A 22,965-nucleotide genomic window follows, 5' to 3' on the forward strand; every position below is an offset into this window, starting at 1 on the left:
GCTTCCCCGACCCGGGTGTCCAGCGGGCTGGGGACGATCCGGTCGAGCGCGAGGTCGTCGCTGACGACGGAGAAGATCGCCTCGGCCGCGGCGACCATCATCTTTTCGGTGATCCGGCGCGCGCCGGCTTCCAGCGCGCCGCGGAACACCCCGGGGAAGGCAAGCACGTTGTTGATCTGATTCGGGAAATCGCTACGGCCGGTGGCCACCACCGCGGCGTATTTGGCCGCGATTTGCGGGTGGATCTCCGGATCGGGATTGGACAAAGCGAACACGATCCCGCTGGGTGCCATGGAGTCGATCATCTCTTCGGGAATTACGCCCCCCGACAACCCCAGGAACACGTCGGCGCCCCGGATGGCATCGGCCAGGCTGCCGGTCAGGCCGGCGGGGTTGGTGCGCCGCGCCAGAGCCACCTTGACGTCGTTCATGTCATCGCGACCGGTGTGCAGAACCCCGCGCGAGTCGAGCACGGTGATGTCCGAAACACCCATCGCCATAAGGAGATTCGTGCACGCGACACCGGCCGCACCGGCTCCGGACACCACCACCTTCAGCGAGGTCATGTCGCGGCCGAGCGCCTTGCTGGCGCCCATCAGCGCGGCCAGCACCACGATCGCCGTGCCGTGCTGGTCGTCGTGCATCACCGGGCAGTCCAGCGCCTCGATGAGGCGACGCTCGATGTCGAAACAGCGCGGCGCCGAGATGTCCTCGAGGTTGACGGCGCCGAACGTCGGGCGCAGCCGCACCAGGGTTTCGACGATCTCGTCGGGATCCTTGGTGTCCAGCACGATCGGGATGGCGTTCAGCCCGCCGTACGCCCGAAACAGCGCGCACTTGCCCTCCATCACCGGCAGCGACGCCGCGGGCCCGATATCACCGAGACCCAGCACCGCGCTGCCGTCGCTGACCACGGCCACCAGCCGGTTCGCCCATGTGTAGCGGGCCGCCTGGGTGTGGTCGGCGGCGATCGCACGGCTGACCTGAGCCACGCCGGGGGTGTAGGCGATCGACAACGCGCGCTGGGTGTCCAGGGGCGACGTCAGGCCTACGGAAAGCTTGCCGCCTACATGTGCCTCGAAGATCTCCGCGTCGGTGATGACGCCCTGCTCGGCATGCGTCTGTATCGATTCAAGCAATTCGGACACGCGTTTCAGGGTACTGACTACCCGTTAGTAGGCCTAATCTGTGAGGCGGCTCTCAGTGCCGCCCCGCGGCGCCTCAGATCAGCTTGAGCTCGGTGACGGCGGCGCGCTCGTCGACCAGCTCGGCGGTGGTCTTGTCGATGCGGCCGCGCGAGAACTCGTCGATCTCCAGCCCCTGCACGATCGACCAGTTGCCGTCCTTGGTGGTCACCGGGAATGACGACACGATCCCCTCGGGCACGCCGTACGAGCCGTCGGAGAGGACCGCCATGGACACCCAGTCGCCGTCCGGGCTGCCCTGCAACCAGGACCGGGCGGCGTCGACGGTGGCGGAGGCGGCCGAGGCGGCCGAGGAGGCGCCGCGCGCGTCGATGATCGCCGCGCCGCGCTTGGCGACCGTTGGGATGAAGTCGTTCTCGATCCAGTTCTGGTCGTTGACCACCTCGGCAGCGTTCTTTCCGCCGACCTCGGCGTGGAAGATGTCGGGGTATTGGGTGGCCGAGTGGTTGCCCCAGATGGTCACCTTCTTGATGTCGGTGACCGCGGCGCCGGTCTTCTTGGCCAGCTGCGAGATCGCCCGGTTGTGGTCCAGGCGGGTCAGCGCGGAGAACCGCTCCTTCGGGATATCGGGGGCGTTGCTCAGCGCGATCAGCGCGTTGGTGTTGGCCGGGTTGCCGGTCACGCCGATGCGGACGTCGTCGGCGGCGACGGAGTTCAGTGCCTTGCCCTGCGCGGTGAAGATCGCACCGTTGGCCTCCAGCAGGTCGCTGCGCTCCATGCCCGGGCCGCGCGGCCGCGCGCCGACCAGCAGGGCGAGGTTCACACCGTCGAAAATCTTGTTCGCATCGGCGCCGATCTCCACGCCGGACAGCAACGGGAACGCGCAGTCGTCGAGCTCCATCACGACGCCCTCCAGCGCCTTGAGGGCGGGCTCGATCTCAAGGAGACGCAGCTCGATCGGGTGGTCGGCACCGAGCAACGAACCGCTCGCCAGGCGGAACAACAGGCTGTAGCCGATCTGGCCGGCGGCGCCGGTGACAGCGACCTTGAGAGGACTTGCGCTCACGTCGATTTACTCCTTGTGGAGAAGTTCGTGCAGATTCGGGTTTCGGCTCGAAACTAGCGCACTCTTCTCAACCGACGATCTCCGGTCCGCTACCAGGGCTTTCCCGACACCTGATCGTCGCGCTTTGAACAGCCGGAACGCGTACCATGGACCACCGCCTGGTCGGACCTGCGCTGGTGGGAGGTGGACGTGTTCCAAGGATTTGACGCATTGCCCGAAGCGCTTCGGCCCCTTGCACACGAACCGCACCCCAAGCCGGAGCCGGCACCGGAACCGCCCAAGGAGACGCTGGTTGACTGCGCCGTCTACGCGGACGGCCACCGGTTGCCCGGCAAACTCGGCTACGCGGCCGCCCTGGATAAAGTGCGTGAGATCGAAACGCTGGGGCACGACGGATTCGTCTGGGTCGGCTTGCGCGAACCCAACCAGTCCGAGATGCAAGAAGTGGCCGACGTGTTCGGGCTGCACCCGCTGGCCGTTGAAGACGCGGTGTGCGCCCATCAGCGGCCCAAGGTGGAGCGCTACGACGACACCCTGTTCCTCGTCCTCAAGACCGTCAACTACGTGCCCCACGAATCGGTGGTGCTGGCCCGCGAGATCGTCGAGACCGGCGAGATCATGGTCTTCGTCGATAAGGATTTCGTGGTCACAGTGCGCCACGGCGAACACGGCGGACTGTCCGACGTGCGCAAGCGGATGGACGGCGACCCCGATCAGATGCAGTTGGGCCCCTACGCGGTGATGCACGCGATCGCCGACCATGTGGTGGACCACTACCTCGAGGTGAGCAGTTTGATGTTGTCGGACATAGACGGCATCGAGGGGCTGGCGTTCGCCCCTGGCAGCAAGATCGACGTCGAACCGATCTATCTGCTCAAGCGCGAGGTAGTCGAACTGCGCCGGTGCGTCAATCCGCTGTCGGCCGCGTTCCATCGTATCCAGATGGACAACAAGGACGTGATCTCCAAAGAGGTGCGGCGCTATCTGCGCGACGTCGCCGACCATCACTCCGAGGCCGCGGACCAGATCGCCAGCTACGACGACATGCTCAACTCGCTGATCCAGGCGGCGCTGGCCCGGGTCGGGATGCAGCAGAGCAACGACATGCGCAAGATGGCGGCCTGGGCCGGTATCTTGGCGGTGCCCACCATGGTCGCCGCCATCTACGGGATGAACTTCCATTTCATGCCCGAGCTGAACTGGACGTGGGGTTACCCGGGAATCATGGCCGTCATGACCGTCTCCTGTGTGGGCCTGTACTTCCAGTTCCGGCGCAACAACTGGCTCTAGCGCGCCTCTGATCGGCCCGTCAATTGGGCTGTGCGGCAGGGCGTTTCGGATCCAGCACGTCGACGCCGTCGTTGTCCCACGCTTCACGCATCGCCTCGGCACCCTTGAGCCGCACCCACGCCGCTTCGGTGGCGGTGATGGGGGTCGCCGACAGGAACTGCACACGGTCGCGGGGCGGCTCCAGCGGCAGATCGCCAATCTCGCTGCGGCCCAACAGCACGGCGGTGAAGGGCACCCTCGTCGACGGGGATGCCCACAGCGGCGAGCCGAGATCGACCAACGCGTCGGCGCACAAGACCACCCCGTCGACGGCCGGCGCCGCCGCCAGGATCGCCAGGCTGCGCGCGATCCCGGAGACCGGACCGGGATCGCGCAACTGCAGCACGATTTCGGCGCGCGGACCGCGCAACGGATCGGCGACGTCGAGCGTCGGTTCGGTCATCGGGTGGCGCGAGCAGCCCAGCGTGACGTAGTGCACCGTTCCGTCCGGCTCGCGGAAACGCAACACCTCGATGGTCTCGGTGCCCAGGAATGTCACGCTCGCCGCATCGGGCTCGGCGTCGGTGAAGTGAGCCTGCAGATGCGCGCGCACCCGATCCGACGTCACGGGGTCCCCGACGGCGCGATGGTCAGGTTGGCCCCGGAATCCGCATCGAAGACCACCAGCTTGGTGGTGTCGAGCGCCAACTCGATCGATTGGCCGATGGCCGCCTTCGATTCGGCGGGAACCCTTGCCACGAACTCGTTTTCACGGGAGTCCGACTCGGCTGCCAGCTCGTCCAACTGGGCCGAGTGCGCGGCCCACGCCGCGGTGGAGAAGTAGACGTACTTGTCCGCGCCCAGCGACTCGACCAAGTCGACCTTCACCTCGAAGGTCAGCGCCCTGATGCGCTGGTAACCGTCGATCAGTCCGGCGTCGGACAGATGCTCGGGCCGCGCGCCGACGATGACGTTCGCGGGTTCCCGATGCCGGGCGATCATCTCTTGGATTTCCGGTGCCAGCATCACCTCGCCGAACGGCAGTTTGAGCCCAACGGGCGTCGGCTTGGCGGGGAAGAAATTCATCGCCGGCGAACCGATGAAGCCTGCGACGAACAGGTTGGCCGGATGCTCATACAGCTCGTCCGGTGCGCCGATCTGTTGCGCAACACCGGAATGCATCACCACGACGCGGTCGCCCAGTGTCATGGCCTCGGTCTGGTCGTGGGTGACGTAAACCGTCGTGGTGCCCAGCCTCTTCTGCAGCCTGGCGATCTCGCCGCGCATCTGGACCCTCAATTTCGCATCCAAGTTGGACAGCGGCTCGTCCATCAGAAACGCTTTGGGATGGCGCACGATGGCGCGGCCCATCGCCACCCGCTGCCGCTGCCCGCCCGACAACTGCGATGGCTTGCGGTCCAGAAGATCGGTCAGGTCAAGGGTTTTCGCCGTCTCCTCGACCTTCTGGGCGATCTCGGACTTCTTCATCTTGGCCAGCGTCAATGGAAAGGCGATGTTCTGCCGCACCGTCATGTGCGGGTAAAGCGCATAGGACTGGAACACCATCGCGATGTCGCGGTCTTTGGGCGCTTTCTCGTTCACCCGTTCGCCGCCGATGCGCAGCTCGCCGGACGAGATGTCCTCAAGCCCCGCAATCATGTTCAGCGTCGTGGTCTTGCCACAGCCCGAAGGGCCCACCAGTATCAGGAATTCGCCGTCGGCGATGGTGAGGTTCAGGTCGTGCACCGCCGTGGCGCCGTCGGGGTAACTCTTGCTGACGTGGTCCAGCACAATCTCGGCCATCGAGTTATCCCTTCACCGCGCCAGAGGTCAACCCGGCGACGATTCGTCGTTGAAAGATTAAAACAAAAACGATGATGGGGACCGTGATCACGACGGCGCCGGCCGCGATCGATCCCGTCGGCTCCTCGAACTGGGAACTGCCGCTGAAGTTCACGATCGCCACCGGTGCGGTGATGGCCGCTTTGGTGGCCGTCAGCGTCAACGCCAGCAGCAGATCGTTCCAGGCGAAGATGAATACTAGGATCGCCGCCGTCACCACGCCGGGCGCCGCGAGCGGCACGATCACCTTGCGAAACGCCTGAGCCGGTGTCGCGCCGTCCATCTTCGCCGCCTTCTCCAGATCCCAAGGGATCTCCCGGAAGAAGGCCGACAGGGTGTAGATCGCCAGCGGCAGCGCAAAGGTGATGTACGGCAGAATCAGGCCGGGCCAGGTATCGAACAAGCCGATGAATCGTTCAATGTTGAATAACGGTGTCACGAGTGAGATCGCGGGAAACATGGTGATCAACAGGGTAGCCCCGACCAGCCACCGCTTGCCCGGAAAGTCCAGCCGGGCAATCGCGTACGCTGCCATCGCACCGAGCACCACCGCGATCACGGTGGTGATCAACCCGATCCCGACGGAGTTGATCAGCGCCGAGCTGAAAAAGTCGCTGCGAAAGATGCCGCGATAGTTATCCAGGGATGCCGATGACGGAATCAGCTTGCCGTCCTTGACCGTTGAGCTCGGTTTCAATGACAGGCTGAAGATCCACAACACCGGCGCAAGCGCATACACCACCACCAGGGTGTCGATGACGGCCCAGATCGCGGTGCGCCGCGCCCCCGTCGATACGCCCACCTCGTTAGCGGCCATCGACGTCTCCCCCGGGCGCCGCCGCACCGAACGCCTTGATGAATAGCAGGGCGATCAGACCGACACAGAAGAAGATCAGCACGCTGATGGCAGAGCCGAGCCCGACATTGAAGCCCTTGAACAGGTTGTCGTAGCCGAGCATCGACACCGATCCGGTGCCGTTGGCGCCGTTGGTGATCACGTAGATGTTGTCGAAGATGCGAAACGCGTCCAGGGTCCGGAACAACAAGGCGACCACCACCGCCGGTTTGATGATCGGCAGCGTGACTCTGGTCAGCCGCAACCACGCCCCGGCGCCGTCGACTTCGGCTGCTTTGAGCAGATCTTCCGGAACGAGGGCCAAGCCGGCCAGCAACAGCAGCGACATGAACGGCGTGGTTTTCCAGACCTCGGCGAGGACGACGATCGCCAGCGACGGGATCTGATCGGTCAGCGGTGCACTGCCCTGCGGCAGCAGGTTGGCCAGATAACCGGTGCCCGGCGTCCAGGCGTAATACCAGCTGTACGACGCGACCGCGGTGACGATGCCGTACGGGATCAGGACCGCGGTGCGGACCAGGCCTTTACCGACCAGGGTGCGGTGCATGACCAGCGCCAGCGCGAGGCCCAGCACGAATTCCAGGGACACCGAAACCACCGTGATGCCCAGCGTCACCGCCAGCGCGGTCCACCAATAACGGTCGGTCAGGATCGTCACATAGTTGTTCAGGCCGACGAACCCGGTGTCATTGGGGACGGCAAGGTTGTTGCGCTGCAGGCTCAACCACACGGCGTAGCCGATCGGATACGCCGTCACCGCCAGCATCAGGATCGCCGCCGGTGCGACCAGAAGAAACGCCAGCCGCTGTTCGGACGGCCGGCCGCGAAATCGGGGCATCGCGGAAGACGTTCGCGCGGGGCGTGTTTCGGGGGCGGCTGTTGTCATCGGCGCCGCTTCTTCTCATCGCGTCGCTCTGCATCGTCGCCGGCGCGGGTCACGGCAGCAACCCTTTTCCGTCGATCGCTTTCTGCACCTGGGTGCTGAGCTCGTCGGCGGTCCGCTCGGGTTCGATCTGGGCGATCGAGCTCAGCGTCGCGGCGAGCCGGATGGCCACACCCTGGTAGACCGGCGTTGCCGGGCGCACCGCGGCATCGGTGAGCTGCCGGCGAATGATGGTGTACATCGGATATTTGCTCTGGAATTGCGGATCGGAATACAGCGAGGTGCGTACCGGGGGCAGGCCGCCCTCGATCGAAACGTACTTCTGATGCTGCAGATCACGCAGGCAGCGAATGGCTTCGAATGCTTCGGCACGGTGACGGGTGGTGCTCGCCACCGCCAGGTTCGCCCCGCCGATGGTTACCTTGGCCGGACGGCCCGGCGCCACACCGGGATACGGCGCGAAGCCGAAAACTTTCTGGCTGGCTTCATACGCGATACGGAATTGCTCGTCGTTCGGCACGAATGTTCCGGCGTCGTTGATGCTGCCCGCCAGCTTCGGATTCCGGTTCAGCGGCAGGAAGGGCACCCCGCCCTTCACCGCGTTCTCCAGCATGGACGCCAGCGCGTACGGCCAGTTGACTGCGAGCGCAGCCCGACCTTGTTCGACGGCCAACCGCGCAGTGCTCTCGTCGGTCCGGCTGATCGACGGATCGGCTCCAGGCGCGACTGCCACCGACTTGAGGATGCGCAGCGCATTGACGGTGGCCGCCCGGTGCACCGGCGTGTCGGTGAGTGTGACGCGGCGGCCATCTTCGGAGAGCACCTGACCGCCCCCGCTCACCAGCAGCGTGTTGAACCAGACCACCAGACCTTCGCCCTCGTTGGCCTGCACGCCGATCCAGCTGGGCTGTCCCGCCTCGTGCAATCTGGTGGCTTCAGACACCATGTCGTCCCAGGTCCGTGGCGGCTGGGCCACCAAATCGGGCCGATACCAGAGCAATTCGGTGTTGGTGGTGATGGGTGCTCCGAACAGCTTGCCTTGCCAGCGCGCCGTCGACAGGGGGCCCGGCAATGTGTCCATTGTGGCGTCGGCGTCGGCCCGGCCTTCGGGATCGCCGGACAACGGCAACGCCCAACCGGCCTCGGCGAACTCGGCCGTCCACACCACGTCCAGCGACATCACGTCCAGCGTGCGGTCGTGTCCGGTCAGCCGGCGGGCCAACTGCAAACGCTGCTCGCCGGGGGCCCGGGGCAGACTGATCTGCTGAATGGCGAAGCGGCCATTGAATTGCTTCGTGCAGTCCTGGGCCACCGCCGTGAACGTCGCACCGTCGGCGGCCGTCGTATAGAAGCTGATGACCAGCCCGTGACTCCCGGAACCGCAAGCCGATACTGTCGCGGCGATGATCGCCATCGCCAGCGCGACTGCGCCCATCCGGCGCACGCGCCCGCGCCGACTCACCACTGATTCACACCTCTCGCGCGGGCCTCAGATCGCCAAGCGCGCCAACAGGTCCCGCGCCTTCTCTGCGTTTTGCGGATCACAAAGCACGTCGTAGCGCCCGGCTACCAACTGCATGGTCGAGCTGAAATCCCTTGTGCCACGGGCCATCGAATAAGGAACAGCGGAAGTGATCAGTCCGAAGAAAACACCGGCGACCAGACCCGTGGCCAGCGCCCCCCACGGGTTCGGGCTGAAGAAGCCCAGCACGAGCCCAATGAACAACCCCAGCCACGCCCCGCTCAGCACGCCGCCGCCAAGCACCTTGGGCCACGTCAGCCTGCCGGTGACCCGCTCCACCTGCATCAGGTCGACACCGACAATGGTCACCTGCTGCACCGGGAACTGCTGATCAGACAGGTAGTCGACCGCGCGCTGCGCCTCGGCGTAGGTGGGATAGGACCCGACCGGCCAACCCCGCGGCGGCGTCGGCAGTCCGGGCGTCCCACGCCGCCCCGCCGCGCCTGGAGGCGTTGCGCCGGGAACCTGCCCGGGCTGGAAAGGATTAGTCATCGCCGCTCATTGTCCTCCGCCTCAGCCGTCGTTTCATCTCAGGTCTCCTCACCCTATCCGCGGATCTCCCGCCACCTGCGAAAACACGATGCACCCTGCGGTCCAATGCCATGCGCGGTGCCACGAGAGCCGAGGTTTCGCTCTGACCAGGCCCGAAACCCGTGCGGCACCTTCGTGTGCCGTCGGCGTTTCGCGGCGGCGTCCGCCACCTGCGCATGGGCTAGGTTGAACACCATGACAGCTCCCGGGGGCGGCTTCGGCGAGAGCGGCCACGACGACAAGGCCGACTCGCCCGCCGGCAGCGGAGCCGGCGAGCAGCCGGATGCGACCGCACCCTGGCAACCGCCCGCCGCGCCGCTGCCAGCCGAATCTGCGCCGCCGCTGTACCCCCCGCCAAGTCCCGACTACGCATCCGGCTACCCGCAGTCCTACCCACCGCCCGTTGCTCCCCCACCCGGATACGAGCAGCCGCCGGGCTATGGCGCGCCGGCCTATCCGCCGCCGCCTCCGCCCTATGGCGGCCCACCCACCTACGGGCCTCCCGCTTATCCGGGCGGCTACTACCCCACGCCGGATTACCAGGGGGGTTACTACCCCACGCCCGATTACCAGGGCGGCTATGGGTCGGCGCCGCCGCAGAAGCCCGGGACGAACGCGCTGGCGATCGCCTCTCTCATCTCTTCGTTCACCGGCCTGTTGTGCTGCATCGGGTCGATCGTGGCGATAGTGCTCGGTGCGATCGCCGTGAGACAGATCAAGCGGACTGGCCAGGACGGCTTTGGTCTAGCAGTTGCCGGCATCGTCATCGGAATCGCCACCCTGGGCGTAACTTTGGTGTTCCTGCTGTTCGCGATGCACACGCGTTAGCGACGCCGGCCCCGGGTCGTCTGCCATCGGACCGACGGCTGCCTAGGCTCTACTTCCATGGGATCGGTCAACAGGGTGTATGTCGCGCGGCTGTCGCGGATGTTGGTGTTGGGTCCGCTCGGCGAATCCGTCGGGCGAGTGCGCGATGTTGTGATCAGTATCAGCATCGTGCGCCAGCAACCGCGCGTGCTCGGCTTGGTCGTCGACCTCGCGACGCGGCGCAGCATCTTCATTCCGATCTTGCGCGTCGGCTCCATCGAGCCCAACGCCGTGACGCTGAGCACCGGCAACGTGTCCTTGCGTCATTTCGTCCAACGGCCCGGGGAGGTGCTCGCGATCGGCCAGGTGCTCGACACCGTCGTGAAGGTCAATGACCCCGAACTGCCCGAGTTGGCCGGGCTGGACGTGGTGGTCACCGACCTGGGCATCGAGCAGACCCGAACGCGGGACTGGATGGTGAGCCGGGTTGCCGTGCGCAGCCAACGCCGGCTGGGACGGCGGGGCCCGGTCCACGTCGTCGACTGGCACAACGTGCAGGGCTTGACGCCCTCGGCCCTGGCGCTGCCGGGCCAAGGCGTGGCGCAACTGCTGGACCAGTTCGAGGGCCGCAAACCGGTGGACGTCGCCGACGCCATCCGGGGGCTGCCGCCCAAGCGCCGCTACGAGGTGCTCAAGGCGCTCAACGACGATCGGCTGGCCGACATCCTGCAGGAGCTGCCCGAGTTGGATCAGGCCGACGTGCTGTCGCAGCTGGGCACCGAGCGATCCGCCGACGTGCTCGAGGAGATGGATCCCGACGACGCGGCCGACCTGCTCGGCGTGCTGAATCCGACCGACGCGGAGATGCTGCTGACCCGCATGGATCCCGGAGATTCGGCCTCGGTGCGCCGGCTGCTCACCCACTCGCCCGACACCGCGGGCGGCTTGATGACCCCGGACCCGGTGGTGCTGACCGCGGACACGGCGGTCGCCGAGGCGCTGGCCCGCGTCCGCGACCCCGACCTCAGCGCCGCTCTGTCGTCCATGGTGTTCGTGGTGCGTCCACCGACGGCCACCCCCACCGGGCGCTACCTCGGTTGTGTGGCGCTGCAGCGACTGCTGCGCGAGGCACCCGGCGAACTGGTCGGCGGGATCGTCGACAGCGACCTGCTCACCTTGACGCCGGAAACACCGCTGGTCTCGGTGACCCGCTACCTCGCCGCGTACAACCTGGTATGCGGTCCCGTGGTCGATGACGAGAACCACCTGCTGGGGGCGGTCACCGTCGACGACCTGCTTGATCACCTGCTGCCGCACGACTGGCGGGTGGATATGCAGGAACTCGACACCGCCGGCCGGCTCGAAGGACTGGGAGGATCCGCGTGAGCAAGTCCACGGCTCCGCGGGGGCTCTACACGCCGCGGACATCGCGCAGGTACTCGCCGCGGCTGGATCCCGATACCGTCGGGCAGTTCACCGAGTCGATTGCACGCTTCTTCGGCACCGGCCGGTACCTACTCCTGCAGACGATCTTGGTTTTCGTGTGGATCGCGCTGAACCTGTTCGCCGTGGGGCTGCGCTGGGATCCCTATCCGTTCATCTTGCTGAACCTGGCCTTCTCCACGCAGGCCGCCTACGCGGCGCCATTGATCCTGCTGGCCCAGAACCGTCAGGAGAATCGGGACCGCGTCGCACTTGAAGACGACCGCCGCCGTGCAGCGCAGACCAAGGCCGACACCGAGTACTTGGCCCGCGAACTGGCCGCCGTGCGGCTGGCCGTCGGCGAGGTGGTGACGCGTGAGTACCTGCGCCACGAGCTCGAGGACCTGCGCGATTTATTGGCCAAATTGCAGCCGGAAACCGCAGCTGCCGACCCGGTTCAAAGCGGCGACGCCCTCGAGCGAACCGCTAAGAAATCGAGGTGAAAACCATTTCGACCATTGCGCCACTCGTGCCACAAGAGTTATGTATGGTGATCTGGTTCACCGGGCTAACAGAAAGTGGACCCAGCTCACACATCTAGGACGGTCGAGTGCGCATAGGGGGAAGCCGGGGTGAAAGCCCCGCCGCCGCGTCTGTGCGGCAGCGAGCACTTCGGAACACGCGCAAGCCGATTTTCGGCGTGGCAATGATTACTCCATTGGTCTTCGCGGGGGCGGTCAGCGCAGCTGCTCCTTCGCTCCCGATGCGAATGCCGTCGAGGCATGCGGCCGTCACCCCGGTGGCCGCGGTCTCCCCGACCTTCCCCGACCTCACCGGGCCCGCCGTCGTCGCAGTGGACCGCGGCCCCACCGCCTTTCACGTCGCCGAGCCCGCGTTGTCCGCTCCGCCGCCGGCGATGATCGTGAATGCGCGTGGCGCACTGGGCATTCCAAGCATCGCGCTGGCCGCGTACCGCAATGCGGAACAGAAGATGGCCGTCGCCGCGCCGGGCTGCGGCGTCAGCTGGAACCTGTTGGCCGGGATCGGGCGCATCGAATCGGGCCACGCGGGCGGCGGTGCGGTCGACGCGCGCGGCACCGCGATCAGCCCGATCTACGGCCCGTCCCTGGACGGCACGCTGCCCGGTAACGAAACCATCATCCAGAGCAGCGCCGGCAGCCGCGTCACCTACGCCCGCGCAATGGGGCCGATGCAGTTCCTGCCGGGGACGTGGGCGCGCTACGCCTCCGACGCCAAGGGCGACGGCGTGGCGGATCCGCAGAACATTTTCGACTCCACCCTGGCGGCCGCGCGGTACCTGTGCAGCGGCGGACTCAACCTGCGCGAGCAGTCGCAAGTCTTGACCGCGATCCTGCGCTACAACAACTCGATGCCCTACGCGCAGAACGTGTTGGGCTGGGCGGCGGCCTACGCCACTGGCGTCGTGCCGGTCGACCTGCCGCCGATGACCGGACCGCCGCCGCCGCTGGGCGACGCGCACCTCGAGCACGCCGAAGGGCTCGGACCCAACCTGCCGATGAACATCAACGGCCTGCCGCTGGACGACCCGCTGGCTCGTGTTCCGCTGATCGACTTGAGCAGTCCAGGGGCCAGTTCCCAGCCGATGTTCCCCTGGATGACGCCCACGCCCCAGCAGGCGCCGGCCCGGATGCCCGGTTGCACGGTGATCTGCATCGGTTCGCAGGGCACGCCGCCCGCGGGTGCGCCGCAGCCGTTCGCGCCCCAACCGCCGGCCGCGAGTCCGCCGCAGCCGTTCGCGCCCCCGGCGGCACCGCCGTTCGGCGCGCCGCCCCCGGATGCCGGCCCACCGTTGGCGCCGCCGGCCGCGGCGCCAACGCGTCCGGCCGCCGGACCCTCGCAAGCCGGACAGGCGCCCAAGTCCGCCGGCCCGTCGGGCGCGGCGCCTGGCGCACCCCAGCCGAAGCACCCGGGACCCGGTCCGGCCAGCTAACCGGCCAGCGGCGATCGCACGCGGCGAAGCCGGGCCGCAGCGGGTCGCCGCTAAACCGCATCGTCGCGCACGCCTACACTCGGCGGTGATGTCCCGCCATGACTCTTCTGATTCAGCAGCCGACCTGAGCGCGGCGATCCGCACCGCCCTGGGCAAGGTGATCGACCCCGAACTGCGGCGTCCGATCACCGAACTCGGGATGGTCAAGAGCATCGACACCGAACCCGACGGTGCGGTGCATGTCACGATCTACCTGACCACCGCCAGCTGCCCGAAGAAAACCGAGATCAGCGACCGCGTCAGCCAGGCGGTCGCCGACGTCCCGGGCACCGCCGCGGTCAAGGTCACCCTGGACGTGATGAACGACGAGCAACGTACCGAGTTGCGCAAGCAGTTGCGCGGCGATGCCCGCGAACCGGTTATCCCGTTCGCGCAACCGAATTCGCTGACCCGGGTCTACGCCGTCGCGTCCGGGAAGGGCGGAGTCGGGAAGTCCACCGTCACGGTCAATCTGGCGGCGGCGATGGCGGTCCGCGGCCTGTCGGTCGGTGTGCTGGACGCCGATATCCACGGTCACTCGATCCCCCGGATGATGGGCACCACCGACCGGCCCACCCAGGTCGAGTCGATGATCCTGCCGCCCATCGCACACGAGGTGCGGGTCATCTCCATCGCTCAGTTCACCGAGGGCAACACCCCGGTGGTGTGGCGCGGGCCAATGCTGCACCGCGCGCTGCAGCAGTTCCTCGCCGACGTGTACTGGGGCGATCTGGACGTGCTGCTGCTCGACCTGCCGCCGGGAACCGGCGACATCGCCATCTCGGTGGCGCAGCTGATCCCCAACGCGGAGATCCTGGTGGTGACGACGCCGCAGCTGGCCGCGGCCGAGGTTGCCGAGAGGGCCGGCAGCATCGCGCTGCAGACCCGCCAGCGCCTCGTCGGCGTCGTGGAGAACATGTCCGGGCTCACCCTGCCCGACGGCTCCACGCTGCAGGTGTTCGGTGAGGGCGGTGGCCAGCAAGTGGCCGAGCGGCTTTCCCGGGCGGTCGGCGCCGACGTGCCACTGCTGGGGCAGATCCCGCTGGATCCCGAGCTGGTGGCCGCGGGCGATTCCGGCACGCCGCTGGTGCTCAGCGCACCCGATTCGCCGGTCGGTAAGGCGCTGCGCGGGGTGGCCGACAGCTTGTCGTCGCGCAAGCGCGGACTTGCCGGCGTATCGCTCGGACTCGATCCGACCCGGCGCTGAGGAGGCGCGACCCTAACGGCCGCCGCGCTCGATGCCGTTCACGTCGCGTCGGCGTCGAATGGCGTGTGACCGCCGGGCCGCTGTTCGGCCGCCAGCGCCTGCCCGTTCGCCGCGGCGGGGTCCGACCGCGGAATCTGCGGCGGCGCACCATTAAGCGGTTTGTCAAAGCTGCCGGTCAGGAAGGAGTCGTCGCCGTCGAGCAGATGCTTGGTCAAGGCCGCACGCGGAGTCATGCCCCGTAGCTTCTGCAGTTCGCTGAGCGGAACGCGCAGATCGTCGAACTCCGGCCCGAGGTCCTCGCGCAGCTGACTGGTCACACCGCTGAGGTAGTCACGCGCCTGACGCAAGGCGTTCGACGTCCACCGGATGGCACCCGGCAGCCGCTCCGGCCCAAGGACCACCAGCCCGACCACGACGAGGACGAGCATGTGTTCCCAGCTCAGACTGCCGAACATCAGCTGTCGGGGTCTGGTTTGACGGTCAGCGTGACGTGCCGGCCGTCGCGGACGACCTCGATCGGGGAATCCTGGCCGATGGTCAACTGCCGCACGGCGACGACGAACTCGTCGGCGTCGGCCACCTTGCGGTTACCGACCTTGACGACGACGTCGTTTTCCAGGATTCCGCCCTTTTGCGCGGGGCTGCCGGCCTTCACGTTGGCCACCTGGGCGCCGGAAGCGATCGCGTTGCTCACCGACCGGGTGCTGACCCCCAGCGTGGGGTGCACAATCTTGCCATCCTTGATCAGCGTCTGGGCGACCTGCTTGGCCTCGTTGATCGGGATCGCGAAGCCCAGCCCACTTGCGCTGTCGGACAACGACTTACCCGCGGTGTCGATGCCGATCACCTGCGAATCCATGTCAATCAGCGGACCGCCGGAGTTTCCATGGTTGATCGACGCGTCGGTCTGCAGCGCGTCGATCACCGTGTCGGTGTCCGAGCCCTCCCCCGACAGCGGCACCGGTCGGTGCAGCGCGCTGATGATGCCGTGCGTCACGGTGCTGCGCAGGCCCAACGGCGCACCCGCGGCCAGGACTTCGTCACCCACCCGCACCTTGTCGGAATCGCCGAGGCGCGCCACCGACAGATTGTCGACGTTGTCGACCTTCAACACGGCCAGGTCGGTCTTGGGGTCGCGGCCCACCAGGTTTGCCGGCACCTCTTTGCCGTCGTTGAACACCACCGTCGTCTTGAATTGGCTGGGGTTGTTCGCCGCCTCGGAGATGACGTGGTTGTTGGTGACGATGTAGCCGCGGCCGTCGATGACCACGCCGGAGCCCTGCATGCCCTCTTGGTCGCTCTTGGACTCGATGGTCACCACGGCGCCCTCGGTCGCCGCCGCCACCTTGGCGAAGCGTCCGGCCGGGCCCTCGCCGTTGCCACTGGTCGACAGCGTCACCTTGGAGGTGGTGAACGCCTCGGCGACCTCGGCGGTCTTGCGACCGATCACACCGCCGAGCACGCCGATGACCAATGCGATCAGCAGCAAGACCAGCAACGCAAGGTAAGACACCTTGCCGCCGAACAACACGTCGCGCACGCCCAGTTTGCCGCCGTAGCCCAGCGCGGTCCCGGACCACGACGGCGCGACCGCCGGGGTGCCCAACGCCGCCGCTGCCCCAGGGTCTCGCCAGGGATCGTCGAGCTCGTCGGGCTCCACACCGTCTTTCTCGGCGGCCAGCGCGTTGGTGTCCACCGGGTGGCGCTGCAGCGAGTCGGGGCTGCCGTCCGGACGGTGGAATGCCTCCTGCAGGACGGGGTCGGCCGCTCGGTCGCTCGGCCGGTATTCACCCTGGTCCCGGTACTTCTGCGGACGGACTCGTTCGGCCAAGAACGACCCGCGCAGGCCGTCGGGACGACCGAACTCCCGACTCGATGCGGGGTCGACCGGCGGACGCGAGATGGGGCGCGGCGCTAAGCGGTTGCCGCTGTCTTTTGCTTGGTCGTAGCCTTGGTCGGAGGTCACGTTATCCCTTTTGGATCCTCTATTTGAGCGCTCGAGACAGGCCTTTACCGGGCGAAATACGCGGCACCGGCGTTGTCGGTGTCCACCCTAGTATCCATGGCGCGCCGTCGGTCGGCAGGAACGCGCGTGTGGGGAAGCCGCACGGCCCCGGCCGCCGATCGATCACGTGGGTATCGGTGCGAAAGCGGCACGCTAGCGGCGCTTGCGCCGCTCACGGCCGTCAGCCGCGCTTGCGCCGCTCACGGCCGTCGCGATCCACGAAACGGTCGGATGCCTGCGCGGAGGAATCGTCGGGCGACTCATAGGGAATGTCGGCCAGCATGCCCAGCAAGGTGCTGGGGATGCGGATAGGGCGCGAATCGCGCAGCGCCGCACGTGCCCGGCTCTGGTCGTCGACCTCGGCCGCACACTGGGCGCACAACGAGAGATGATGCGCGGCCCGCAGGTGCGCGTTCATCCGCAGCTCGCCGTCGACGAAAGCCGCGATCGCTTCGACGGACAGGTGCTCGGTGGAACCGAACTGGCGCGGTGCGCCGACGGGCGCGTCGCTTTGGGAGGCGAACTGAGCGGGGAGCCAGGAGAATGCGCGGCGGAACACATGTCCTCGATCGGGCATCACCAACTCCTCGCCACTCAATTCTTATTGCAGCCTTATGTCGAATGTAGCGCGAGAGGGCGCGCGATACCGAGGCTAAGGCCGCAAAGCCGCTGAATAGCTGCCCGAACGTTAGGCGGGCGGGTCGGTGGTTACGCCGACTTGGCGCGCAGCAAGTCGTGATCGGGGTGCGCGGCCAGGTAGTCCCGCAAGGCCTGGCGCCCGCGGTGGATGCGGCTGCGCACGGTGCCCAGCTTGACGCCCAAAGTGGCACCGATTTCCTCGTAGGACAGGCCCTCGATGTCGCAGAGCACGACTGCGGCACGAAACTCCGGCGGTAGCGAATCCAGCGCGGCCTGCAGGTCAGGCCCCAGCCGCGAATCGTGGTAGATCTGCTCGGGGTTGGGTTCGTCGGCGGGCACCCGCTCGTAGTCCTCGGGCAGCGCTTCCATCCGGATGCGCGAGCGCCGGCGCACCATGTCGAGGAACAGGTTCGTGGTGATGCGGTGCAACCACCCTTCGAACGTTCCCGGCTGGTAGTTCTGCACCGACCGGAAAACCCGGATGAAGGTCTCCTGGGTGAGGTCCTCGGCATCATGCTGATTGCCGGAGAGCCGATAAGCCAGCCGGTACACCCGGTCGGCATGCTGGCGCACCAACTCGTCCCATGAAGGCATGGCCGCCTTGTCTCCAGTCGCGTCGAAAACCGCGGTCCCTTGCAGCTCACCGGCCGGCTGCACCCACTCGTCGGCGGGGAGCTCCTGCGCATGGGACATGCTGGACGGGCTGAGAAGCGTGGTGATGATCAAGTCCTCCGAATCCGGCGTGCCAAGCAGTGGCACTTCGTCATTTGCGGCAACAGGTAGTTCTGATTCGGTATTCCCACTCCAACGCCCTCCGCGATGCATAGGGCTACCGTCGCGTACCGGAGTATGTGCGGTATATGAACAGTCTGAGCTGAACCTGAGAAACCGTATCGTTACCTGCGCTGTGCAGGAAATATCCATCGTGCAGTGACCTTAAACGCGCGGAGACCGTGGGGCGTGTCACCAAAAGCGGATTCAGGCGCGCCTGTCGGACTGCGCGCCGAAGTGGAATACGCTGCGGGCATGGACGGCACCGACGCAGAAGCCCCCGGGCAGGGAGCGCCCAGCCGGGCCGAATCGCTTTTCGCGCACGCCGAAAGCTCGATATCGGAGGACGCGCTGTTGGCGGCCGCCCGCGAGCGGGCCGTGGACATCGGCGCGGGCGCGGTGACACCGGCGGTCGGCGCGTTGCTGAGCCTGCTCACCAAGCTGAGTGGCGGCAAGGCCATCGCGGAGGTGGGCACCGGCGCGGGCGTCAGTGGGCTGTGGCTGTTGTCCGGCATGAGCGACGACGGCGTCTTGACGACGATTGACATCGAGCCCGAATACCTGCGGCTGGCCAAGCAGGCGTTCACCGAAGCCGGGATCGGTCCGTCGCGCACCCGACTGATCGGTGGCCGCGCCCAAGAGGTGCTCACCCGGCTCGCCGACGAGTCCTACGACCTGGTGTTCATCGACGCCGACCCAATAGATCAGCCGGACTACGTCGTCGAGGGCGTGCGGCTGCTGCGCCCCGGTGGCGTGATCGTGGTGCACCGCGCCGCGCTGGGCGGACGGGCCGGTGATCCGGCCGCCCGCGACGCCGAGGTGGTCGCGGTGCGGGAAGCGGCACGGCTGATCGCCGAGGATGAGCGCCTCACCCCCGCCCTGGTGCCGCTCGGCGACGGCATTCTGGCCGCCGTCCGCGACTGATCCGCAGCGAGGCACAAATTTATGAATTCTTGACGCGCGTCGTGCTTGACCGCGGACTGAACGTGCGTTTAATGTACTGAACATGCGTTCAGCCGACTTGACGGCAGCCGCCCGGATTCGGGATGCGGCCATCGAACAATTCGGCGAGCACGGGTTCGGCGTCGGGCTTCGCGCCATCGCCGAAGCGGCCGGCGTGAGTGCCGCGCTGGTCATCCACCACTTCGGCTCCAAGGACGGCCTGCGCAAGGCCTGCGAAGACTACATCGCCGAGACGATCCGCGGCACCAAGTCGGAGGCGCTGCAATCCAACGACCCGGCCACCTGGTTCGCACAGATGGCCGAGATCGAGGAGTACGCGCCGCTGATGGCGTACCTGGTGCGCAGCATGCAGTCCGGCGGTGATCTGGCAAACATGCTGTGGCGCAGAATGATCGACAACGCCGAGGAATACATGGAAGAGGGCGTGCGCGCCGGGACGATCAAGCCCAGCCACGATCCCAAGGCGCGGGCCAGGTTCCTGGCCATCACCGGCGGCGGCGGCTTCCTTCTCTACATCCAAATGCATGAAACGCCAACGGATCTGCGTGCGGTACTGCGCGATTACTCGCGCGACATGATTTTGCCCGCGCTCGAGGTCTACACCGAGGGACTGCTGACCGACCGGACCATGTACGACGCATTCCTGGCCGCTGAAGATCAAGGAGAATCTGATGCCAACTGACAAACTCACCGGTTCTGCGCCGATCGAGATCCGCGGTCTCACCAAAAATTTCGGTGCGGTGCGGGCGCTCGACGGCCTGGACCTCACGGTGCAGGAAGGCGAAGTGCACGGGTTCCTCGGGCCCAACGGCGCCGGGAAGTCGACGACCATCCGCATCCTGCTGGGCTTGGCGAAGGCCGACGGCGGCAGCGTGCGGCTGCTCGGCGGCGACCCATGGACCCAGGCCGTCGCCCTGCACCGCCAAATTGCCTACGTGCCAGGCGACGTGACGCTGTGGCCGTCGCTGACCGGCGGTGAGACCATCGACCTGCTGGCCCGGATGCGGGGCGGCATCGACAAGAAGCGCCGCGCCGAACTGATCGAGCGCTTCGACCTGGACCCGCACAAGAGAGCCCGCACATATTCCAAAGGCAACCGCCAGAAGGTCTCGTTGATTTCGGCGTTCTCGTCGCAGGCCAGGCTGCTGCTCCTGGATGAGCCGAGCAGCGGGCTGGACCCTTTGATGGAGAACGTGTTTCAGCAGTGCGTGGCGCAGGCCCGCGACCGGGGTGCGACGGTGTTGTTGTCCAGTCACATCCTGGCCGAAACGGAGGCGTTGTGCGAGCGGGTGACAATCATCCGCGCCGGCAAAACCATCGAAAGCGGTTCGCTGAACTCCATGCGGCACCTGAGCCGCACCTCGATCAAGGCCGAAATGACAGGTGACCCGGGCGATCTCAGACGGATCAAAGGCGTCGAGGACGTCAGCGTCGAGGGCACCACGCTGCGCGCCCAAGTCGACAGCGAAAGCCTGGGCGAGCTTATCCGCGTACTCGGTGATGCCGGGGTGCGCAGCCTTGTCAGCCAGCCGCCGACCCTCGAAGAGCTTTTCCTGCGCCACTACGACACGTCGGACGGCGACGGTCGTCACGGCCGCGATGAAGCAAAGGTCTCGCTGTCATGAGCACGACCACGCTGAACCGGCCCTTCGCATCGGCATCGCCCGTGCCGCTTGATAGTTCGAGCTTCTCCGGAACGCTCTCCATGCTGCGGCTCTACCTACGGCGTGACCGCGTCTCGATGCCGCTGTGGGTGCTGTTGCTGTCGGTGCCGTTGGCCACGGTGTACGTCGGCAGCATCGAAAAAATCTACCCCAGCGCTTCGGCCCGCGCCGGGTTTCAGGCTTCCATCATGGCCAGCCCGGCCCAGCGTGCGCTCTACGGCCAGATACACAACGACAGCCTTGGCGCCGTGGGCATTTGGAAAGCCGGAATGTTCCACGCGCTGATCGCGGTGGCCGTGATCCTCACGATGATCCGGCACACCCGCGGCGACGAGGAGAACGGGCGGACCGAGTTGGTGGACTCGACCGCTATCGGCCGCTACGCGGCCCTGAGCGCGGCGCTGCTGCTGGCGTTCGCAGCATCGATTGCCACCGGCGCGATCGGTGCTGCCGGCCTGTTGAGCACCGACGTCCCGGCCGCCGGGTCGCTGGCGTTCGGGGCCGCGCTGGCCTGCTCCGGCCTGGTGTTCACCGCCGTCGCCGCGGTGACCGCGCAGCTGTCGCCGAGCGCCCGGTTCGCCCGCGGTGCCGCCTTCGCGGTACTGGGCGCGGCGTTCACCCTGCGTGCCGTCGGTGACGCCGGCGACGGCACGCTGTCGTGGCTGTCTCCGCTCGGGTGGTCGCTTCAGGTCAAACCGTATGCGGGCGATCGCTGGTGGGTGCTGCTGCTGCACCTGGTGACGACGGCCGCGTTGACCGCCCTGGCGTACCGGCTGTTGGCCGGCCGCGACGTCGGCGCAGGGCTCATCGCGGAGCGCCCCGGCCCCGCTGACGCCGCGCCGGCGTTGGGCAACGCCTTCGGGCTGACATGGCGGCTGGACCGCGCCGCGCTGCTGCTGTGGACCGTGGGGCTGTGCTTGTATGGCCTGCTCATCGGCAGCGTGGTGCACGGCATCGGCGACGAGCTGGGCGACAGCGGTGTCGCGCGTGACATCGTGGCACGGATGGGCGGCACCAGCGCCCTCGAGGAGGCGTTCATCGCTGTCGCGTTCGTCATGATGGGGATGGTGGCCGCGGCGTTCGTCGTCTCGCTGACGTTGCGGTTACACCAGGAGGAGTCAAGCCAGCGAGCTGAAACGGTGCTGGCCGGTGCGGTGTCGCGAACCCGCTGGCTGGCAAGCCATTTGGTGACCGCACTCGCCGGATCCGCGGTTGCGATGCTGGCCAGCGGAGTGACAGCCGGTGTCGCCTACGGGATCGCGGCCGGCGATGTCGGCGGCAAGCTGCCCATGGTCGTTGCAAGCGCGGCCGTCCAGGTGCCCGCGGTGTGGCTCTTGTCGGCCGTGACCGTCTGCGTGTTCGGCATTGCGCCACGCCTGACGCCGGTGGCCTGGGGCGTGCTGATCGGGTTCGTCTCCCTATACCTGATCGGGTCGTTGGCCGGGTTCTCGCAGTGGTTGCTCGACGCCGAGCCCTTCGCACACATCCCGCGGATCGGCGCCGATTTCACCGTTGTACCACTGTTATGGCTATCAGCAATCGACGTAGGGCTGATGGTGCTGGGGGCCATGGCTTTTCGACACCGCGATCTACGCTGCTAGGAGCATGATGAAAACCGGGATCCGTGTAACCGCGTCATCCGTGTGGGGCATTCTCTCGTTGATCTTGATACTCCTCCTGCCGGCCGGCACGCTGCACTACTGGCAGGCGTGGCTCTTTGTCGCCGTGTTCACGGCGGCGACCCTGATCCCCACCGTCTACCTGGCCCGGACCAATCCCGCGGCCCTGCAGCGCCGCATGCGCGCGGGCCCCCGGGCGGAACCCCGAAAAGCGCAGAAGTTCATCATCACCGGCTCGTTTCTGGGCCTTTTCGCGACGATGGTGTTCAGCGCGCTCGATCATCGGTTCGGCTGGTCGTCGGTGGCTCCCCTGGTGTCGGTGCTCGGCGACGTGCTGGTGGCGACGGGCCTCGGCATCGCCATGCTGGTGATCGCCCAAAACAGCTATGCCGCAGCCACGGTCACGGTGGAAACCGGCCAGACGGTCGCTTCCCACGGCCTCTATAGATTCGTGCGCCACCCGATGTACGTCGGAAATGTGATCATGATGACCGGTATCCCCCTGGCGCTCGGCTCTTACTGGGGTTTGCTCTTCGTCCCCCCGGGCGCCCTGGTGCTCGCGCTGCGCATCCTCGACGAAGAAAAGCTGCTCGTCCGGGACTTACCCGGATACCGCGAATACGCCCGACGCGTGCGCTATCGGCTGGTGCCCTACATCTGGTAGCGACCGGATCAGCCACTTAAGGTAATGGCGTGCTGCATAATCGGCCACCGCGCTGCGACTGTTACGAATTGGTCGAGTT

23 protein-coding genes are annotated in these 22,965 nt (G+C 66.8%); 11 read left to right on the forward strand and 12 right to left on the reverse strand.

Annotated elements, in window-relative coordinates; genetic code table 11:
• Positions 1–1,148, reverse strand: a 1,148-nt coding sequence (locus VFW69_RS23465) for an NAD(P)-dependent malic enzyme (RefSeq protein WP_526505131.1), incomplete at its 3' end; no start/stop codon positions are given.
• 73 nt (positions 1,149–1,221) lie between these two features.
• Positions 1,222–2,211 (reverse strand): malate dehydrogenase, encoded by a 990-nt coding sequence (locus VFW69_RS23470; protein WP_526505133.1) that lies wholly within the window; start codon positions 2,209–2,211, stop codon positions 1,222–1,224.
• 189 nt (positions 2,212–2,400) lie between these two features.
• On the opposite strand from VFW69_RS23470, the gene corA reads away from it, so the two are divergent.
• On the forward strand, positions 2,401–3,501 hold the full coding sequence (gene corA / locus VFW69_RS23475) for a magnesium/cobalt transporter CorA (RefSeq protein ID WP_526505135.1): 1,101 nt from the start codon (positions 2,401–2,403) through the stop codon (positions 3,499–3,501).
• Between the two features lie 19 nt (positions 3,502–3,520).
• On the opposite strand, the gene VFW69_RS23480 is transcribed toward corA, so the two are convergent.
• The 6 genes from VFW69_RS23480 to VFW69_RS23505 all read right to left on the reverse strand — a co-directional run bounded on the left by VFW69_RS23480 (position 3,521) and on the right by VFW69_RS23505 (position 9,075).
• Positions 3,521–4,108, reverse strand: coding sequence for a suppressor of fused domain protein (locus VFW69_RS23480; protein ID WP_526505137.1), 588 nt, complete (start codon positions 4,106–4,108; stop codon positions 3,521–3,523).
• Entirely contained in the window at positions 4,105–5,283 is a 1,179-nt protein-coding gene (locus tag VFW69_RS23485; RefSeq protein ID WP_526505140.1) for an ABC transporter ATP-binding protein, read from the reverse strand. The genes VFW69_RS23480 and VFW69_RS23485 overlap by 4 nt, the downstream gene beginning before the upstream one ends.
• Before the next feature lie 4 nt (positions 5,284–5,287).
• Entirely contained in the window at positions 5,288–6,139 is an 852-nt protein-coding gene (locus tag VFW69_RS23490; protein WP_526505142.1) for a carbohydrate ABC transporter permease, read from the reverse strand.
• On the reverse strand, positions 6,129–7,016 hold the full coding sequence (locus tag VFW69_RS23495) for a carbohydrate ABC transporter permease (protein WP_526505201.1): 888 nt from the start codon (positions 7,014–7,016) through the stop codon (positions 6,129–6,131). Before VFW69_RS23495 ends, VFW69_RS23490 begins: the two co-directional genes overlap by 11 nt.
• A gap of 97 nt (positions 7,017–7,113) precedes the next feature.
• On the reverse strand, positions 7,114–8,526 hold the full coding sequence (locus VFW69_RS23500; protein WP_526505144.1) for an extracellular solute-binding protein: 1,413 nt from the start codon (positions 8,524–8,526) through the stop codon (positions 7,114–7,116).
• A gap of 24 nt (positions 8,527–8,550) precedes the next feature.
• Positions 8,551–9,075, reverse strand: coding sequence for a YflT domain-containing protein (locus VFW69_RS23505; protein ID WP_499921504.1), 525 nt, complete (start codon positions 9,073–9,075; stop codon positions 8,551–8,553).
• A 234-nt stretch (positions 9,076–9,309) separates the two neighbouring features.
• Between VFW69_RS23505 and VFW69_RS23510 the strand changes: the two genes are divergently transcribed.
• The 5 genes from VFW69_RS23510 (at position 9,310) to VFW69_RS23530 (ending at position 14,561) form a co-directional block, all read left to right on the forward strand.
• Positions 9,310–9,942 carry a DUF4190 domain-containing protein gene (locus VFW69_RS23510; protein ID WP_526505147.1) on the forward strand — a complete coding sequence of 211 codons (633 nt, stop codon included), beginning with the start codon at positions 9,310–9,312 and terminating at the stop codon, positions 9,940–9,942.
• Between the two features lie 57 nt (positions 9,943–9,999).
• On the forward strand, positions 10,000–11,307 hold the full coding sequence (locus VFW69_RS23515) for a magnesium transporter MgtE N-terminal domain-containing protein (RefSeq protein WP_526505149.1): 1,308 nt from the start codon (positions 10,000–10,002) through the stop codon (positions 11,305–11,307).
• On the forward strand, positions 11,304–11,846 hold the full coding sequence (locus VFW69_RS23520) for a DUF1003 domain-containing protein (protein ID WP_526505151.1): 543 nt from the start codon (positions 11,304–11,306) through the stop codon (positions 11,844–11,846). Before VFW69_RS23515 ends, VFW69_RS23520 begins: the two co-directional genes overlap by 4 nt.
• Positions 11,847–11,953: 107 nt before the next feature.
• The gene (locus tag VFW69_RS23525; RefSeq protein ID WP_526505153.1) at positions 11,954–13,315 is read left to right on the forward strand and encodes a lytic transglycosylase domain-containing protein; all 1,362 of its coding nucleotides are present in this window, start codon (positions 11,954–11,956) and stop codon (positions 13,313–13,315) included.
• 88 nt (positions 13,316–13,403) lie between these two features.
• Positions 13,404–14,561 (forward strand): P-loop NTPase, encoded by a 1,158-nt coding sequence (locus VFW69_RS23530; protein ID WP_526505155.1) that lies wholly within the window; start codon positions 13,404–13,406, stop codon positions 14,559–14,561.
• 38 nt (positions 14,562–14,599) lie between these two features.
• On the opposite strand, the gene tatB is transcribed toward VFW69_RS23530, so the two are convergent.
• The 4 genes from tatB to sigE form a co-directional block, all read right to left on the reverse strand.
• The gene (tatB, locus tag VFW69_RS23535) at positions 14,600–15,016 is read right to left on the reverse strand and encodes a Sec-independent protein translocase protein TatB (RefSeq protein ID WP_526505157.1); all 417 of its coding nucleotides are present in this window, start codon (positions 15,014–15,016) and stop codon (positions 14,600–14,602) included.
• Complete coding sequence (gene htrA / locus VFW69_RS23540) at positions 15,016–16,527, reverse strand: serine protease HtrA (RefSeq protein ID WP_526505159.1); 1,512 nt, start codon at positions 16,525–16,527, stop codon at positions 15,016–15,018. The genes tatB and htrA overlap by 1 nt, the downstream gene beginning before the upstream one ends.
• A gap of 220 nt (positions 16,528–16,747) precedes the next feature.
• A complete protein-coding gene (gene rseA / locus VFW69_RS23545) occupies positions 16,748–17,143 on the reverse strand; it encodes an anti-sigma E factor RseA (RefSeq protein ID WP_526505161.1) in 396 nt (131 codons plus the stop codon).
• Between the two features lie 131 nt (positions 17,144–17,274).
• A complete protein-coding gene (sigE, locus tag VFW69_RS23550; protein WP_526505163.1) occupies positions 17,275–18,030 on the reverse strand; it encodes an RNA polymerase sigma factor SigE in 756 nt (251 codons plus the stop codon).
• Between the two features lie 201 nt (positions 18,031–18,231).
• On the opposite strand from sigE, the gene VFW69_RS23555 reads away from it, so the two are divergent.
• From VFW69_RS23555 to VFW69_RS23575, 5 genes are all read left to right on the forward strand, one after another.
• Positions 18,232–18,900 carry an O-methyltransferase gene (locus VFW69_RS23555; protein ID WP_526505165.1) on the forward strand — a complete coding sequence of 223 codons (669 nt, stop codon included), beginning with the start codon at positions 18,232–18,234 and terminating at the stop codon, positions 18,898–18,900.
• 82 nt (positions 18,901–18,982) lie between these two features.
• Positions 18,983–19,621, forward strand: coding sequence for a TetR/AcrR family transcriptional regulator (locus VFW69_RS23560; RefSeq protein ID WP_526505167.1), 639 nt, complete (start codon positions 18,983–18,985; stop codon positions 19,619–19,621).
• On the forward strand, positions 19,611–20,564 hold the full coding sequence (locus tag VFW69_RS23565; protein WP_526505169.1) for an ABC transporter ATP-binding protein: 954 nt from the start codon (positions 19,611–19,613) through the stop codon (positions 20,562–20,564). The genes VFW69_RS23560 and VFW69_RS23565 overlap by 11 nt, the downstream gene beginning before the upstream one ends.
• Complete coding sequence (locus VFW69_RS23570) at positions 20,561–22,204, forward strand: ABC transporter permease (RefSeq protein WP_526505171.1); 1,644 nt, start codon at positions 20,561–20,563, stop codon at positions 22,202–22,204. Before VFW69_RS23565 ends, VFW69_RS23570 begins: the two co-directional genes overlap by 4 nt.
• 7 nt (positions 22,205–22,211) lie before the next feature.
• On the forward strand, positions 22,212–22,886 hold the full coding sequence (locus tag VFW69_RS23575; protein ID WP_526505203.1) for a methyltransferase family protein: 675 nt from the start codon (positions 22,212–22,214) through the stop codon (positions 22,884–22,886).
• Positions 22,887–22,965: the final 79 nt, after the last annotated feature.

The sequence above is a fragment of the Mycobacterium sp. genome (assembly GCF_036273375.1).
GTDB lineage: Bacteria > Actinomycetota > Actinomycetes > Mycobacteriales > Mycobacteriaceae > Mycobacterium.

Bases quoted from the DNA above. Each gene is read 5' to 3' on its own strand.
- tatB (WP_526505157.1), bottom strand. From the start codon at position 15,016: ATGTTCGGCAGTCTGAGCTGGGAACACATGCTCGTCCTCGTCGTGGTC.
- VFW69_RS23575 (WP_526505203.1), top strand. From the start codon at position 22,212: ATGAAAACCGGGATCCGTGTAACCGCGTCATCCGTGTGGGGCATTCTC.
- rseA (WP_526505161.1), bottom strand. From the start codon at position 17,143: ATGCCCGATCGAGGACATGTGTTCCGCCGCGCATTCTCCTGGCTCCCC.
- VFW69_RS23505 (WP_499921504.1), bottom strand. From the start codon at position 9,075: ATGACTAATCCTTTCCAGCCCGGGCAGGTTCCCGGCGCAACGCCTCCA.
- sigE (WP_526505163.1), bottom strand. From the start codon at position 18,030: ATGCATCGCGGAGGGCGTTGGAGTGGGAATACCGAATCAGAACTACCT.
- VFW69_RS23570 (WP_526505171.1), top strand. From the start codon at position 20,561: ATGAGCACGACCACGCTGAACCGGCCCTTCGCATCGGCATCGCCCGTG.
- VFW69_RS23530 (WP_526505155.1), top strand. From the start codon at position 13,404: ATGTCCCGCCATGACTCTTCTGATTCAGCAGCCGACCTGAGCGCGGCG.
- VFW69_RS23495 (WP_526505201.1), bottom strand. From the start codon at position 7,016: ATGCCCCGATTTCGCGGCCGGCCGTCCGAACAGCGGCTGGCGTTTCTT.
- VFW69_RS23555 (WP_526505165.1), top strand. From the start codon at position 18,232: ATGGACGGCACCGACGCAGAAGCCCCCGGGCAGGGAGCGCCCAGCCGG.
- VFW69_RS23485 (WP_526505140.1), bottom strand. From the start codon at position 5,283: ATGGCCGAGATTGTGCTGGACCACGTCAGCAAGAGTTACCCCGACGGC.
- VFW69_RS23515 (WP_526505149.1), top strand. From the start codon at position 10,000: ATGGGATCGGTCAACAGGGTGTATGTCGCGCGGCTGTCGCGGATGTTG.
- VFW69_RS23510 (WP_526505147.1), top strand. From the start codon at position 9,310: ATGACAGCTCCCGGGGGCGGCTTCGGCGAGAGCGGCCACGACGACAAG.
- VFW69_RS23560 (WP_526505167.1), top strand. From the start codon at position 18,983: ATGCGTTCAGCCGACTTGACGGCAGCCGCCCGGATTCGGGATGCGGCC.
- VFW69_RS23565 (WP_526505169.1), top strand. From the start codon at position 19,611: ATGCCAACTGACAAACTCACCGGTTCTGCGCCGATCGAGATCCGCGGT.
- VFW69_RS23490 (WP_526505142.1), bottom strand. From the start codon at position 6,139: ATGGCCGCTAACGAGGTGGGCGTATCGACGGGGGCGCGGCGCACCGCG.